Annotated in this window: 10 protein-coding genes and 1 pseudogene; 6 read left to right on the forward strand and 5 right to left on the reverse strand. The window is 50.6% G+C overall.

From position 1 onward, the window contains the following. The 4 genes and pseudogenes from ACVKSX_RS20045 to ACVKSX_RS20060 all read left to right on the forward strand — a co-directional run. Positions 1 to 1,698 (forward strand): annotated as a pseudogene (locus tag ACVKSX_RS20045) (hypothetical protein); the annotation flags it as partial. 394 nt (positions 1,699 to 2,092) lie between these two features. Beyond that, positions 2,093 to 3,307, forward strand: a complete 1,215-nt coding sequence (locus ACVKSX_RS20050; protein ID WP_354439395.1) for a TolC family protein — start codon at positions 2,093 to 2,095, stop codon at positions 3,305 to 3,307. Between the two features lie 141 nt (positions 3,308 to 3,448). Continuing rightward, entirely contained in the window at positions 3,449 to 5,671 is a 2,223-nt protein-coding gene (locus tag ACVKSX_RS20055; protein ID WP_256850032.1) for a type I secretion system permease/ATPase, read from the forward strand. Then, positions 5,668 to 6,912: an HlyD family type I secretion periplasmic adaptor subunit gene (locus ACVKSX_RS20060; protein WP_346556409.1), complete on the forward strand. Its 1,245-nt coding sequence runs from the start codon at positions 5,668 to 5,670 to the stop codon at positions 6,910 to 6,912. The genes ACVKSX_RS20055 and ACVKSX_RS20060 overlap by 4 nt, the downstream gene beginning before the upstream one ends. A 62-nt stretch (positions 6,913 to 6,974) precedes the next feature. Here ACVKSX_RS20060 and ACVKSX_RS20065 read toward each other — a convergent pair whose 3' ends face one another. Together ACVKSX_RS20065 and ACVKSX_RS20070 are read right to left on the reverse strand one after the other, a co-directional pair. Next, on the reverse strand, positions 6,975 to 7,292 hold the full coding sequence (locus ACVKSX_RS20065) for a NirD/YgiW/YdeI family stress tolerance protein (protein ID WP_354439393.1): 318 nt from the start codon (positions 7,290 to 7,292) through the stop codon (positions 6,975 to 6,977). Positions 7,293 to 7,332: 40 nt separating this feature from the next. Beyond that, the gene (locus tag ACVKSX_RS20070) at positions 7,333 to 10,230 is read right to left on the reverse strand and encodes an autotransporter outer membrane beta-barrel domain-containing protein (RefSeq protein ID WP_354439391.1); all 2,898 of its coding nucleotides are present in this window, start codon (positions 10,228 to 10,230) and stop codon (positions 7,333 to 7,335) included. Positions 10,231 to 10,949: 719 nt separating this feature from the next. On the opposite strand from ACVKSX_RS20070, the gene ACVKSX_RS20075 reads away from it, so the two are divergent. Beyond that, positions 10,950 to 11,099, forward strand: a complete 150-nt coding sequence (locus tag ACVKSX_RS20075) for a putative hemolysin (protein WP_236571055.1) — start codon at positions 10,950 to 10,952, stop codon at positions 11,097 to 11,099. 536 nt (positions 11,100 to 11,635) lie between these two features. On the opposite strand, the gene ACVKSX_RS20080 is transcribed toward ACVKSX_RS20075, so the two are convergent. The 3 genes from ACVKSX_RS20080 to ACVKSX_RS20090 all read right to left on the reverse strand — a co-directional run bounded on the left by ACVKSX_RS20080 (position 11,636) and on the right by ACVKSX_RS20090 (position 14,130). Next, positions 11,636 to 11,839, reverse strand: coding sequence for an Hha/YmoA family nucleoid-associated regulatory protein (locus tag ACVKSX_RS20080; protein ID WP_010257166.1), 204 nt, complete (start codon positions 11,837 to 11,839; stop codon positions 11,636 to 11,638). A 234-nt stretch (positions 11,840 to 12,073) separates the two neighbouring features. Continuing rightward, complete coding sequence (locus ACVKSX_RS20085; protein ID WP_033744181.1) at positions 12,074 to 12,517, reverse strand: PACE efflux transporter; 444 nt, start codon at positions 12,515 to 12,517, stop codon at positions 12,074 to 12,076. 602 nt (positions 12,518 to 13,119) lie between these two features. Next, positions 13,120 to 14,130 (reverse strand): LacI family DNA-binding transcriptional regulator, encoded by a 1,011-nt coding sequence (locus ACVKSX_RS20090; RefSeq protein WP_249655151.1) that lies wholly within the window; start codon positions 14,128 to 14,130, stop codon positions 13,120 to 13,122. 108 nt (positions 14,131 to 14,238) lie between these two features. On the opposite strand from ACVKSX_RS20090, the gene ACVKSX_RS20095 reads away from it, so the two are divergent. Beyond that, positions 14,239 to 15,252: a Gfo/Idh/MocA family oxidoreductase gene (locus ACVKSX_RS20095; protein WP_029519694.1), complete on the forward strand. Its 1,014-nt coding sequence runs from the start codon at positions 14,239 to 14,241 to the stop codon at positions 15,250 to 15,252. The last annotated feature ends 34 nt before the right edge of the window (positions 15,253 to 15,286 follow it).

Here is a 15,286-nt window from a genome sequence, read left to right on the forward strand (position 1 = left end):
CAGACGGTCTCGTCGGTAGCCAGCCTGCCGGACGGCGGCGCCATCGTGGTGTGGCAGTCGGCGAGCGGAGACGGCTCCGGCAGCTGCGTCAAGGGTCAGCTGCTGGATGCGAAAGGTCAGCCGGTCGGGGCGGAGTTCACGGTGAACACCACCACAGCGGGCGACCAGATCACGCCGCAGGTTACCGTGCTGTCAGATGGCACTTTCCAGGTGGTGTGGAGCACGGATTCCGGTGCGCATATCAAGGGTCAGGGCTATACCTACAGCTACGACGGTGCGGGTAACGTGAACGGCGTCGTGACTAATGGCGCAGAGTACAATGTAGACTCCAGCACCGCCGCCAGCAAAATGCGCGTTCCGGTGATCACTTCGCTGGAAGACGGCGGTTATCTGGTGGTTTGGGAAGCGAGCCTGAACGGCAACTGGACGGTCTATGGTCGTCAGTATGACGCAAACGGCACGCCGGTCACGGCGGAGACCGTGCTGGCAACCACGACCCTGAACGCAAATGCCATCATTCCTGAATGGGAGCCGTTGCCATCTGTTACAACGCTGGAAAATGGCCAGGTTGCGATTACTTATGCGATTAAAGCCACCGGATATGATGTTGGTGTGTCAGTTTATGATCCGTCAACGCATGCTGTAACAGGCAGCTTCGTAGCGAACCAGACCCTGACTAACAATCAGGCGTCATCCGCAGTCAGTGCGCTGCAAAACGGCAACTACGTGGTGACCTGGGACTCTAACGATACCAGCGGACCGGATCAGAATGGTTACAGCGTCTGGGGCCGCATCTACGCGGCAGACGGTACGGCGCTGACCAGCGAGTTCCTGATCAACACCACGACGGCTGGCGATCAGCACATGGCGAGGGTGGTCAGTCAGGCTGACGGCAGCTTTATTGCCGTTTTCCTGTCAACAACCGACATCGCACCGGGTGCAGGTACCAGCGGTATCTACGCACAGTACTTTGATGCAGCGGGTAATAAAGTGGGCCAGCAGATCCAGATCAACCAGCTGACCTATGGTGAGCAGGTTGAAGTCGATGCGACCTTCCTGGCGGGCGGTCAGCTCTACGTGACCTGGACCGATCAGGGCGTGGGCGACGGCGATGGCTCAGCAATCAAAGGCCGCTTAGTTGATCTGAACGAGACACTGGGACTGACGTCTGAAACGGGATCGACGCATATTGAGTATCAACCTGCTCAGTACGATCTTAATGGCACTTCAGGTAATGATGTACTGGATGCACGCGGCGCGAATTCCGTCGATGCAAAAGAGGGCGATGATACTATCGTCATTAACAGTACTCATTTTAGCAGTGTGAAAGGAGGAGAAGGTCACGATACGCTGGTCTGGGATTCTAATAACGATTTAGAACTCGGAACGGTATCAGGCAAAATTAGTGGAATTGAAGCTATCCATCTGGGTAATAACACGGCGCAGACATTATTTATCAGCGCCAGCGATGTGCTCGAAATTACTAAAGATAATGGTAGTGAAGCGAACACATTACATATTACGGGAGATGTGGGAAGTTCAAACAATAGTAATGCAACTGATACCGTTAATATTGGAAAGTCAGAATGGACGGCTTCAGCCGCACAAACTGAAAATGGCGTTAATTATGACGTCTATACCAATAATGATGACACCACTGTCAAGCTGTTAATCCAGCATGGCTTAAACGTTATCTGATAGAACTGGCGATGACTTCGGTCATCGCCAGCTTTTTTTCACATCAAACTCACCTGATGGGCCTGTTTAAGGCAGGCCCATCAGGTGAGCCCCAGATCTGATTGTGCAGATGAAAAAAATAAATAAAGGCATGTGAGCAGAATGTAAAACCTAAATATTTCTTTTTTGCAGAATTAACGTTGCCATATGACATGTCGGACGGTTAAAACAGTTCCGGTCGCAGGATTGAATTAGCGACAGAGAAAATTAGCCATCCCACTTTATTTGTTATTTTGAGTTAACTATGAAAAAAAACTTGTTTACTACAAAATCCAGATGTTCGCTGCATGGTTTAATTGCGGGATTGCTATTTTTTAATCCCCTGTTAAATGCCCATGCAACGGACTTTATTGAAATGATTCGTATGACAGCCGACCATCCGTCGGTAAAGTCTGCTTTATCAAACAGCACCGGTGCTATGTATGATATCGATCAGGCAAAAGCCGCTGATGGTTTTCAGGTCAGCACGGGTATCAGCGCATCAGGATATTCAGGTCAACCCGGTTATGAGAATAACCCGGTCTCCCCGCATATCACTGTAAGTAAATCACTTTACGATCACGGACGTACTGATGCGAGCGTTGCCGGAAAGCAGGCTGCTTATTCCATGCAGCAGGCTCAGGTAAATGTCACGCGCGAAAATCTCAACGAGCAGGTGCTCTCTCTTTTTACCTCTGCAGCCACTAATGCCACAGTTGTCGCTGTGCTGGATAAAGAAATTAACGCACTGCAGGATCTGCTTAATCGGGTAAAGAATATTGCCAGTATTGATAGCGGCAGAGCTTCTGAGATCAATCAGGTTGCGACTCGCCTCAATTCCGTGATTGCCAGTCGTGAAATGAGCTACACCACCTATATACAAGCGCAGCAGCAACTCAGCTCGCTGCTGAACCACGAGATTGTTATCACCAGAGGCCTGCCCGATCTGAAAAAAGCGGGTCTGTTGCCCGCGTCACTGGCACAGGCACAACAGGTACTGAAAGAAAATCCCAACTGGGCGGTCTCACGCGAGCGTAAAGAAGAAGCGAGAGCCGCAGTGGATCTGGCCTCTAAGTGGAACAGGCCGAAATGGAGTGTGCAACTGAGTATGGACAGTCCAAAGCGCAACGGTGAAATGGAACCGTTTAAAGCGGTGACGTTACAGGTGAGCAGCGATATCAATCTTTGGGATGGTGGGGCTGGCAGGGCAAATGCTAAAGCTGAAACTCAGCGACTCATTGCCGCAGAGGCGGATCAGGATGCAACACTCCGGACATTGAAACAGCAGCTGGATCAGCTGTGGGTCTCCTTACCGCTTCGTGAACGCCAGCTCAATGCATTACAGAGACAGTCAGAAACCGCGTTGAAAACCTGGAAAGCGGGGGAAGTGCAGTTCTTCGCGGGGCAGCGCCCGTTAACGGATTTAATCTCGTTTGCTACCGACTATTACACCAGTCTCGCAAGTTATCAGGAGCAGCAGATGCAGTATCTGGCTGCGCAATGGAACATCGTTGCGGCACTGGGTAAAACCAGCCAACTGGTGCAGAAGGTTAACGCTTTACCAGCGAATACCATCGAAGCGGTGCACTAATCACGCTGACGTAAAAACGAGTATTTCTGGCCGCTGTCATGCTTTGCCGCCAGACCAGAATGAATTAGTTGTCCAGGGGACGCCATTGTGACTGATATACAATTTGAGCCTGCTGGCTCTGAACTGAATGCTGAAAACAGAGTGTTATCCAGATCGCCATCAGATACGCAGGAGACTTTGCTGGTTGCACTGCAAAGCGCACTGCGCCTGTTTGACGTCCGGCTTACGCTAAATGCTTTACGTGTGGGTATGCCTGCATTTCCACCAGACGCTGATATCAGCGCCCAGAATGACTGGGCATTGCGCACGCTGCAGAGCCGCGGCATGAGTGCTGCCTGGCAGAAGATTGACCTGACGGATGTGAAAAGCTTTGTTCTCCCCGCCATCATGCGTCTGGAAACGGGCTACTGCGTGCTGACACAGTGTAGCGAAAAGAAGTGCGCCATTATCGATCCCGCACTGGGCAGCCAGCCTGTTGAGGTCGATTTCGCTCGCCTGGCTCAGCACTATAGCGGCGAGTTGCTGCTGCTGCGACCTAAGTCTTATCTTGATCATCGTGCCGATGACATTGTCCATGTCGGTAAAGGGCACTGGTTCTGGAATACTTTGTGGGGATTCAAACGTTATATCTTTGAAGCCGCCGCATTGTCAGTCGTTATTAACCTGCTCGTTCTGGCGATGTCCGTATTCACCATGACGGTTTATAACCGGGTACTGCCTAACCAGACCTACGTAACACTCTGGACGATGGCTATCGGCGTGAGTCTGGCGTTGTTGTTTGAACTGGCTGCACGGCTGGGTCGGGCCTGGATTACCGATCGCGCCGGTAAAAAGATCGATCTGGTGTTGGGCGCACAACTTTTTCGTCACGTGCTGAACGGCAAAATGTCGGGTCGAGCCCAATCCAGCGGTGCATTTGGCAATGTCATGCAAAGCTTTGACAGCGTCCGCGAGCTTACTACGTCAGCCGCTTTAACGACGGTTGCTGACTTACCCTTTGTTTTACTCTTCCTGGTTGTAATCCATCTGGTTGCCGGGCCACTGGTCTGGTGTGTGATCCTGATATTAGTGGTCATCGTGGCGATGGTGCTGCTGATGCAGATCCCTTTGAAACGCCACGCTGAAGAGTCAATGAAAATAGGCAGTAACCGTTACGGTCTGGTTATTGAATCACTGGATAATCTTGAAACCATCAAAGTTCTGCGTGCTGAAAACCTGGTCGCCTCTAAACACGATGTTGCCAGCGTAAAACTCTCTGCAGTGAATATGAAATCGCGGTTCCTTGCCACTATGGGCTCAAGCGTTATTCAGACGACCCAGCAGTTTGGTACCGTTATTCTGCTGGTCTGGGGTGCTTATCTGGTCGGTGATGGTGATATCTCAATGGGAGGCATCATTGCCACGATGACCCTGATGGGGCGCGCCATAATGCCCATAGCAACGCTTGCCGCGCTGGGATTGCGTATTCAGCAGGCAAAAACCTCGCTGGCCATCCTCAATAAAGTGATGCAGGCCCCTGCTGAACGCGATAATGAGAAGGTTTATGTGCAGCTTCCCCAGGGCAGCCAGACCGGGATTGTCTGTCAGGGCGTTTCATTACGTTATAAAGACGATTTACCGGCCATCGTTGAGCAGCTTGATGTCCGGTTCTGTCAGGGCGAGCGGGTTGCCATACTGGGCAAAATGGGCAGCGGTAAATCTTCGCTGCTGCGCATGCTGGTTGGGCTATATCCACCCACAACAGGCACGATCACCATTGCTGGCGTAGATATAGGCCAGGTCGAGCCGGTGGAATTACGGACGCGTATCGCGCTGGTCAATCAGGAACCACGTTTTATGTATGGTTCGCTGCGTGACAACCTGGTGATGGGAGCACCCTACGCCAGCGACGAAGAACTGATGGCCGCTGCAAAAATGACCGGGGTGAGTGATATTGTCGCGGCCCATCCCATGGGCTTTGGTATGCCTGTCAGTGAGCGTGGTGAAAACTTTTCCGGCGGACAAAAGCAGGCGATAGCCCTGGCTCGCGCCATTCTGTCGAATCCGGATGTTCTGCTACTGGACGAACCTACATCGGGGATGGATATGGGGTCGGAACGCACTATCCTGCAAGCGCTCATCCCGGCAATGGAAGGCCGAACCGTGATTATCGTGACCCACCGTCCGGCAGTGCTGAAATACGTTGATCGGGTGATTGTGATGGATGAAGGCATCAAAGTAGCTGATGGGCCGCGTGAAGAGATTATCGGTTTATTAAACAGCGGGAAGATCCCGGCCGCATCGGTGCTGCGTAACGCAGCGAAACATGCTGGCGTTGAGATAAGCACAGAGCGTCAGCCACAATCTGGCGAGGTAACAGTATGAGCAGCCTGTCCCCTGATAAAAACGTTGATCAAAAGCGCCTGACCGAACATACAGCCAGTGACATAGTGAGGGCCGCCCGTCAGGATCGCTGGGAAGGCTGGCTATTTATTGCCTGGGGCAGCGTGGCGTTAATGGTGCTAATAATCGTCTGGGCCGCCAATTTCAACATCGAAGAGGTGACAACCGGGTCAGCCAAAATTGTTCCCAGTTCCCGCGAACAGGTTTTGCAAAGCCTTGAGGGCGGTATTTTGCAGGAGTTAATGGTGCATGAAGGCGATACGGTTGAAAAAGGTCAGGTTGTGGCCAAAATCGATCCCACGCGCGCCGAAGCCTCCTTCCGCGAAAGCGCTAACCGCCTGCTGGCACTGAAAGCCCAGGCCGCGCGTCTTGAAGCAGAAGCGACCGGCAGCGAGCTTGTGTTCCCGCCAGAGGTCATGAAAGTACCTGAACTGGTTACCCGTGAAACCGATGCCTGGAAACTACGTAAAAGGGCGGTAAATGAGTCAATTGAAGGCTATCTGAAGTCAAAAACATTGCTGCAGAAAGAGCTTGAAATGGCGCGACAGCTCTCAGCCAGATCGCTGCTGTCAAAAACTGAGGTTCTGAAACTTGAGCGTCAGATGAATGATGCCGAATTGCAAATTACCGAGCGAAAAAACCGCTACCGTAACGAGGCTAACGATGAACTGTCCAAAGTCGATGTTGAGATGACAAGCCTGCAGGAAACTGCCCATGGCCGCCATGATACGCTTGAGCGTACTGAAGTCCGCACGCCAGTACGAGGCATTGTTAACAGTATTAAAATCAATACGCTTGGCGGTGTGATCCAGCCTGGTGCCGCAATAATGGAGGTGACACCATTGGATGACCAGCTGCTGGTGGAAACCCGTATCCGGCCCTCTGATGTGGCTTTTCTGGCGCCCGGTCAGGAAGCTGTGGTAAAAATTTCTGCCTATGACTATTCGATTTATGGCGGCCTGACCGGACATGTTCAAAGTATCAGTTCGGGCGCGCTAAAAGATGAGGAGAGTAAAGCTGCCCGCAGGCCAGGCGTCGATGATACTTATTACCGGGTGATGGTATTAACGGAAAATAATACGCTGACGAAAAGCGGCAGTCAGGAACTACGGGTGATTCCCGGTATGACGGCCACCGTTGATATTCGTACGGGCGAGAAGAGCCTGCTGCAATATCTGTTGCGTCCTCTGTTGCGCGTACAGGAAGCGTTTCGCGAAAAGTAAAACCTGCCCTGAATGTAAAAAAGCCAGCGCTATAGCTGGCTTTTTTACACAGAAGTCCGGAATTATTTCAGAATGAAGAGCCGATCAACATCGATTTCGCTATGGCCGTCATCGCGATCTACCTCACCCGTTATCCGTACCTTTTTACCAATAAGGAAGCCGTTGTCGTCTTCGTCATCCTCGTCGACATCAATACGGATACGACCCGTTGAGTCCTGTAACCAGTAGTGGTCATCGTCAGCCCGTCCACTAATCGTACCGGTAAGGGTAACATGACGTTCGTCTCGCATGTTTTTTGCTTCTGCGATGGTGGACTCCTGCCGTGCGAAAGCGGATCCTGAGCAGATCAAGGCCTGCAGCATCCATAATGTTTTTTTCATTAACACCTCCTGTTATACGAGCGCTTGCTGCACGTTGATTCTAAAAACTAAAACGGTAGCCAGCATTAACCTGACGTTGGTTAAAACGTTTTCCGTCTACCATATCGGCCTCCAGGAAGAGCGTATGGCTGCTGATTTGGGCACTCAGGCCGACGCCGTTATTCCAGCCATTTCCTTTAAAGGAAAGACGTTCATTTGATCCGTTCAGAGCATAAGCAGCATCCCCGGCATACTCGCGCATTACACCCGTTTTGACATAGGTGTTGAGTTTGTAATTGCTCTGATTGATTTCATACCCTGCCAGCACGCTTGCCCGGCTCATCAGTGATTTGTAGCTTGAAAGTGTGATATTGAGACCATTAGACGCACCTACGGAAGCACCATCCTGATGACCTGCTGTCAGCTGTAGTTGTGGTTCAAGATAAAAACCTGCCAGCCGATCAGAGAAGCTGAACTTTTTGCCCGCCTCAAGCGATCCGCTCAGACCTGAAGAGACACCGTTACCGGATACCTGGTTATTCTGTGTATCGTGAACATTGAACTGATTCCTTAGCCGGTTGACTTTCACAACGCCATCAACATAGAAACCGGCATCATTTACCCAGGTGGTGTAGAAGCCATAATGCTCAGAACGGATGTTGCCGTTACCATTTTGGTAATGAGGCAATCCTTCAGTTACCCCCATGAACAGGCCCAGATAGATCGGAAGTTCATCGGACAAACGTTTATCGACCCCAAACTGATAACCGGTGTAGTTCAGGCTGAAACGGCTCAGCTTGCCATTATCAAAGCCGCTGAACCGTCCATCTATAGCGCGCAGCCAGACATTCCCGGCTGTCTTACCCTGACGAACATCACCCATACGCTGCATCAGCGTCTGCATTTCGGCATAGTTCATCAGATAGCCAGTGTTGAGGAAGTTAGCCCCTGCGTTGGCCGTGCTGGTAATAGGGGAAGTTGCGTTGTCTTGCCCGGCAGGCGCCGTGCCACCGTTATCGGCTGGAGTCGCGGCAGGCTCATTGGCAGGAGTCGCGGCAGGCTCATTAGCAGGAGTCGCAGCAGGCTCATCCGCAGGGATAACGGCCGGATCATCTGCTTCAGGGGTTTCTGGTGCTTTAGGTGAGGAGAGTACCCAGTTGTTGCCTTGCTTATTGACCGAGTAAACATAGCCACCAAGTTCCACGTCGGCGTTACCTTTAAAGGTGGCGATGCCATCAGTCGTTTCAACCACAGTCAGTACTTCGTTGCCAGTGGTGACGGCACTGCCGCGGTTCTGTATGGTCAGACCGTAATCACCGGAACTACTCTCTGTCACCACAACTTTATCGCCAATGTTATTCACGCCAGCACCATCGCCTGCCAGATTGGTGCGCAAGGCGAAGTCGCCGCTGCCGCTGAGGTTGGCGATAGTCAATGTTGAATAGGTTGCGTCATCCGAGGCTGCAGAGAGGTCAACCAGCGAGTTACTCAATGTCAGATTATCGACATTGGATGTTCGCGATACGTTCCAGGTGCTGTCGGTCAGATTAACGTTCAGATGGCCATTATTGACGTTATCGCTGCTGGCGCTGCCAGACCAGAGTGAACCCGATGTCAGATTGAGGTCGATGAAACCGGCCCGGGATAAAACGCTACCAACGATCTGCGCTTTTCCGTCGGTGGTGATGACACCTGCTGCATAACCATCATCATATTGCGTAGCCATGGCTATCCCATCCGGGGAGCCCATATCAATGGTCAAATCACCCGTAAGATTCGCTTTACCACCAGCCATGGCGAAGACACCTGTGGCATTCTCCGGACCGGTAATGGTCACTGCATCACCGTTAACTGTGCCACCGCTTGTGGACCAAATACCCAGGGTCATGGTATCCACATTTTTCATCATAATATCGGTGTTCTGCAGATTAATGGTTGCGCCGGTTGACTGTGCGGATACGCCATAAAAACCTGCTGAATAGACCGTATTGCGTTCTTCTTCACTACCAATGAAGTTAACGATGGCATTGTCGCCCATAGCCACAATGACGCCAGTCTGATCAGAGGAGATCACGCTACCAGCACCAATGTTTGAGAGGCTGTTGTCACGGCCTGACAGACCTGCAGAGGTCTCACCCGCAGTACTGATTGTCAGATGATCGGCCTTCAGCTCACCCCAGCTCCAGATGCCAGCAGAAAGATCCCCAGTGGTAATAATGGTCGAGTTACTGCCCAGATCAACCGAACCATTATCCTGGATATTAATACCCTGCGAATTATTGCCAAGGGTGTTGATCGTCAATGCATTTGCTTTCAACGTGGCCACGCCATTAATCGACTCACCGGTCAGGTTATCAACCTGAACGGCATTACTGTTAAGGCCATTCGTCTGTAAATTACTGTCGTCGCCCAGACTGGCGTGACTTCCGTAACCACTGACGCGCAGAGCCGTTCCGCCAGTGCCCTGGGTGCTTATTTGCAGGTTATTTGCCTGCAGCGAGGAACTATTGCTGACAACGACGCCCTCGGCGAAAGAATCACCTGATGCTACCGTGGTGACCGAGGAACCGGATCCTAAACTGGCGGTTACATTTTTTCCGCCGAACTCAATGCCGACCGCTGTTTTACCGGAAACGTTGAGGGTTAACTTATCTGCAGTAAATTCACTGTTTGCCGCTTCAATAAAAATCCCTTTTGCATAACGTTCAGCATCTGACACGCGAACTGTGCTGCCGCTGCCGATGGTAACCGTTGCGGCGGTAGCGCCATTAACCAGGATGCCATAATAACCGTCGCCAGATGACTGGTCGGCAATCAGCGTGGTGCCATCAGTTAAGATGATCTCATTGCCTGTCTGGCTTCCGATGACTGCAGCATAGCTAACCAGAGGCACAACCCCCATCCCACTTGCCAGCATTAATGCTTTTGCGATTTTATTTCGCGGGAATTTATTATTCATCTCAGTCACTCTTCCTTAAGATTTTATTGATAGTCTGATCGTTAAATGGCACCTGAATCGTGAGTTGTTATTCAGGTGTTAAGCAGCAGCGATATTTAAGCGATACCAATAAGTTGTAGGTTTTATTGATCCCATTAATGGCAGTGCGCATACAAATGTTGCGGGATTATGCAGCGGGAAAAGGATTTATGTAAAGGCATCGCAAGTGTGCCTGTTTTAAGTAAACGTTAAAGGCGATGCCCTATTTGCGAGGAATTTCCATTAAAAATTAAGATAATGCATCGATTGTAATAATGGGTTTTTTGTTAATTATCGTCACATGCATTCTAATTTTGGCTTTATTCATTTTAATCACTGCATTAAAGGTCTATCTGCTTATGTGTCGCGTAAGGTTGTTAAGCGCGGGTTTAGTGGCAGCACGCTATAATTATGTATCGCTACCCGCAGAGGTGAGTGCAGAGTGGACGGCAGAATGGAAATATGATGATTGTCACCCCTGAGGTTAACATGTGGCCGGAGAAAGGAGGATTCCTGATAAAGTCGTTGTTGTGCTATCAGACTTAATCACACCACTGGAGGGTAAATGCTTAATTCACAAAAATAAGGTTAAGAGAGGTTTTATGTTCGTCACAAACAGGTTAGCAGGAGTTTCACTGATGTTACTGGCTTCACTACTTATCGCCTGCACACCGCACAGCAAGGAACCGCAGCGTTTAACAATGCGTAATCCAGCCAGTGAATATTGCGTTAATCGCGGTGGTCAGCAGGTCCAGGAAAAATCTTCGGCAGGTATAACATCCTATTGCCTGCTACCCTCTGGAGAAAGGATTGAGCAGTGGGCTCTGTATCATCGTGACCATCTGAAATGAATTCCCGTTTTGTTCGCCTGCATGCTCCCTGTTCGGGCGAACAACATTTAAAAGTAATGGTATTGCATCATCTGAATCAGCTTAATACACCCTTGCTTAACGACTGAGCAGCTTTTTTATCACCCTGACACGATTTGCCGTTCCGGGATCGGTGCTGGTGGATCATGAGCTATATTGGCAGCATATCGCCTGAACAGATAATCATTATTGTAGTCGTGTGAGTCCGGAAGGCATTATTTGTACGAGCTTTTCTGAATACAACAGATGAAGCCAGTTTTGGCGTCATATTTAAAACGGTTTACAGTGGTCTGGCAGGTTTGTCTTACTATTTCTTACAGCGCTTTATGTCGTGCGTTTGTTGAGAATGACAGAGCATCACAGCACTAAAGGTGATGCTCTGATTTATCTGTTCACCGATTCTGCCCGACGGAGATCAAAATGCATCGCGCCAGGATTATCAGGAATTGATGATCTGCAGGGTGATCAGCCCTCAGCAGATAATGGGTTATGAGTGATCATGCCCTCCTTTTTACGCCTCAGCACACCAGTCTCCATACTTCTGAAGGAACTTCACTGTAGGTTTCATTCATTATTAGTTCGGCTTTACGATGATCGTAAGCGCCTTCAAATGAAGAGAGATCGTCACCAGGCAGTTTTTTCCGCATATAGCTTGTTACGATATCCAGAATATCGGTTGACGGGCAGTTCCTTAACTTATTCAGATAGTAGACTTTGTCCATAATATTCTTGCTGATTTAACCTGTGAAATGAGCTTATACGCAGTCTGAACTTAATTTATGCAGACGCGCCGTTATATCAATGCTGCCAGGCGAGAGTAAGCTTCTCCTGACAACAGATATACTTGTTTCCTTACGCATCGGATACATTCGGGCGCGATCACTCGCACGCGAAGTTCCATTAGCCGGCTAAGCGAAAGGTTAATTTCTGAAAGTAAATTTTAATGGCATGATACATTAATTTAATATCTTCATTGATTTTGCTGATCTTCCCCAATCCCATAACAAATTGAACAGAAAAGCATAGGTCAGAAAAAATAGCACCAGTCCGGATTCAAGTCTCAATGCTGAGAATAGCGTAATATCCAGCCACCATGCTGCAAAGGGGATTAACACTAATAACAGACCCGCCTCAAACAGAACGGCATGGAGGCATCTCACTCGCAAGTTCTTTTTAAATCCTGTTTTTAGCTGAACACTGTCAAACATCAGGTTGAAAAGGTAGTTCCATCCCATAGCCAGAGTTGATGAAACCAATGTAAGCAACAACGACTGCGATGGTGCTGCGGAGGTAAAAATAATCAGGATAAAGAAAACCAGCACATTAGCGACAACTTCGAATACCACCGCGTGCAGCACTCTCTCAGTTCTGGTACGCACCGGATATAAACACTTTTCCAAATCATACGCTCATTAATTAGTCAGGCACCGAACTGGCGCAGGAAAAATTCAGGGTGGCCGTAATATCAGTGAAACGGTTCTTCATACTGCCCTGTTTTAAACCGACGAGAACTTAGCATCAACCTGGCAGAAAGTGAAACCCAATAGGAATATGACGATAAAAACCCATTAAGTTTTGATATTGATCAACTCTGCAAAGTACGCTTTTAATGGTTAACCGTTCAGGACAGCGAGTGTTATTCCTGCTCTGTTTCCGCACCTCTGTCGTACATTAATTCACCCGTTTCACTTCGCTGTTTGTTCAGTCGGATACGATATTAACGTCATCAGCCTGCATCTGAATATTAAAACCATAAAAAATGCATATATAGATTTATATTTTAATATTTAGATGATAGTTAGATTTTTTATCTGACATAAAGTGGCGGTTTCAGCTTGTCACTGCGATCAGATTATCTGTGGCAGGCTATTTTCTATGCACTTCTGAGCCAGTGAGCCACTTTCCCGGGCACTGCTTCGCGCGGGAAATAGTGCTGAATGCAATGATCGACGGCAGGTAAAGCATATTTCTTTACCGGTGGATATGACACAACGGGCAATCTTTACAGACAGTTTTCTGCCGTATAAATGATGAAATCCACTTTTCCGTTAATGTAGATATCGGGTTTCTCTCCCTGCTCCAGATAATTCAGCATCAGCTGCAGCGCGAGCTGGGCATGCTGCCGGGTGTTTTGATCCAGTGTCAGCGCAACGCTCTGCTGCGCCATCAGCGTGCGGGTGGTGGCGTAAAGCTCATGAGTGATCCAGATGCACTGATTCAGCCGACGATGTCGTGCCAGCGCCTGCCCGATCTCGGTATTCCCCAGCCCGGTGTTATAAATGCCCTGCAGATGACCGCTCTGAACCAGCTGCTTCTCCAGCAACTTACTGAGGGTGTCGCGATTTTCCTGGGCGGCCAGAACTTCACGTAACTGAAGATGGGGAAACCGACTGGTTATCAGGTCACGAAACCCTTCAATACGCTGACGATGTGCGCTGTAATCCTGGTGCCCACTGACCATCAACACCTCACCGGGTTGATGCAGCATTTTGCCCATCAGCTGAGCGGCTGTACGTCCTGCCTGCAACTGATTGATCCCCACATGACAGAGCCGGGCGGCACCGGGTAAATCGGTGACCAGTGAGAGCACCGGTACGCCACGTGCCTGGCAATGGTCCAGCGCCTCATAGATCGCCGGATGTTCATGGGCAAAAACGATCAGACCATCCCGCGTTTCACCGCCCTGCCTGATAAGCTTTGCCAGTCGTTCTGGCTGAGCCTCGGGGACAAAAGTGCGGCGCAGCGTTAACCGGCGATAGCCCAGATGCGAGGCAACCTCAGTAAAATCCTGTGCCAGCTGCTTAAAGAAAAACGAATCGTTGCTGCTCAGCAGCAGTTCTATCTGCCACGGATGACGATGCTCCTCCGGCAGGATCCGCTTCAGCCCGACTTCACGTGCTGCCTGCAGCACCCTGTGAACCGTCTCCGGCGCGACGCCGCCACGTTCATTGAGCACCCGATCCACGGTTGCCAGTCCCACACCTGCCCGTCGGGCGACCTCTTTCAGCGACATGCCGCTCTCCTGTGAGGTAAACACCTCAAAACACCGTGCCGCCAGTGTAAAACGCAGCGTTATCCTGCAGATGCATCTTTCTGCCGGACTATGATGGAGTTCAAAAAAATGAATAAAAAGCAACGTGTTGCCCTGCTGGGGTGTGGCTTTATTGGTGAAGTTCATGCCGCGAATCTTCAGGCGCACCCCGGAGTTGAGTTGGTATGGGTCGCGGATGCAGAACCCACTCGCGCCGCTGCCTTTGCGACCCGCTTTGGTGCCCGGGCCGCGTCTGTCACTGAGGCGATAAATGATGAGCAGATTGATATGGTGCTGATCGCCAGCGCGACGCCGACACATGCTGACTTACTGGAAGCAGCAGCCCGCGCCGGTAAAGCTATTTACTGTGAAAAACCGGTCGATCTCTCTCTTGAGCGGGCCCGCTCTGCCGTGGCTAATGTTCTTCCTTACAACGTGCCGGTTACAGTAGGGTTTAATCGCCGTTTTGATGTCAGCCATCAGCAGCTGAAGCAACAACTCCGCCAGGGGCGGATCGGCCCGGCGGAACTGATTCAGATGGTCTGCCGCTCCTCAGCCATGCCGCCGCTGGCCTATCTTCAGGCGTCCGGGGGACAGATGCGCGATCAGGCTATCCACTTTTTTGACCTGTTGCGCTGGCTGACTGAAGAGGAGGTGACCGAGGTGGCTGCGATGGGTGCAGCGCTGGCTCTGCCCTCGATCAGGGAATTTGACGACGTGGACACCAGCACGCTGCTATTGCGGCTGCAGGGCGGGGCGCTGGCACAGCTCGATAATGTCCGCCGCACCGGCTATGGCTACGATGAACGCATCAGTGTGATGGGACCGCACGGGATGCTGGAATCAGCCTCTCAGCCACAGCGCGGCGTCAGCTGCTATCAGGGTGCGCAGATTCAGCAGCCAGGCTTATTGCCCGACTGGTTCAGCCGGGTGCAGCCAACTTATTATGCTCATCTGGATGCGTTTATCCGATCGCTGAACGGTGAGCAGGTTGACGATCTTCCTGGCCTTGAGGATGGACTGAAAGCCCAGGCGATTGCGGAAGCTGCAGTGATCTCCCTGGCGGAACGGCGTTTCTGTGCGGTGGAAAAACTACCGTTCTGATTCAGCGTGGCACCCTGGCAAAAAATAATTTTAT

The sequence above is a fragment of the Pantoea sp. PvP021 genome, from assembly GCF_054056055.1.

What these genes read in the sequence shown, in the direction of transcription:
- ACVKSX_RS20050 (WP_354439395.1), top strand. Translation starts at nt 2,093, where the DNA reads ATGATTCGTATGACAGCCGACCATCCGTCGGTAAAGTCTGCTTTATCA.
- ACVKSX_RS20060 (WP_346556409.1), top strand. Translation starts at nt 5,668, where the DNA reads ATGAGCAGCCTGTCCCCTGATAAAAACGTTGATCAAAAGCGCCTGACC.
- ACVKSX_RS20065 (WP_354439393.1), bottom strand. Translation starts at nt 7,292, where the DNA reads ATGAAAAAAACATTATGGATGCTGCAGGCCTTGATCTGCTCAGGATCC.
- ACVKSX_RS20070 (WP_354439391.1), bottom strand. Translation starts at nt 10,230, where the DNA reads ATGAATAATAAATTCCCGCGAAATAAAATCGCAAAAGCATTAATGCTG.
- ACVKSX_RS20075 (WP_236571055.1), top strand. Translation starts at nt 10,950, where the DNA reads ATGCGTAATCCAGCCAGTGAATATTGCGTTAATCGCGGTGGTCAGCAG.
- ACVKSX_RS20080 (WP_010257166.1), bottom strand. Translation starts at nt 11,839, where the DNA reads ATGGACAAAGTCTACTATCTGAATAAGTTAAGGAACTGCCCGTCAACC.
- ACVKSX_RS20090 (WP_249655151.1), bottom strand. Translation starts at nt 14,130, where the DNA reads ATGTCGCTGAAAGAGGTCGCCCGACGGGCAGGTGTGGGACTGGCAACC.
- ACVKSX_RS20095 (WP_029519694.1), top strand. Translation starts at nt 14,239, where the DNA reads ATGAATAAAAAGCAACGTGTTGCCCTGCTGGGGTGTGGCTTTATTGGT.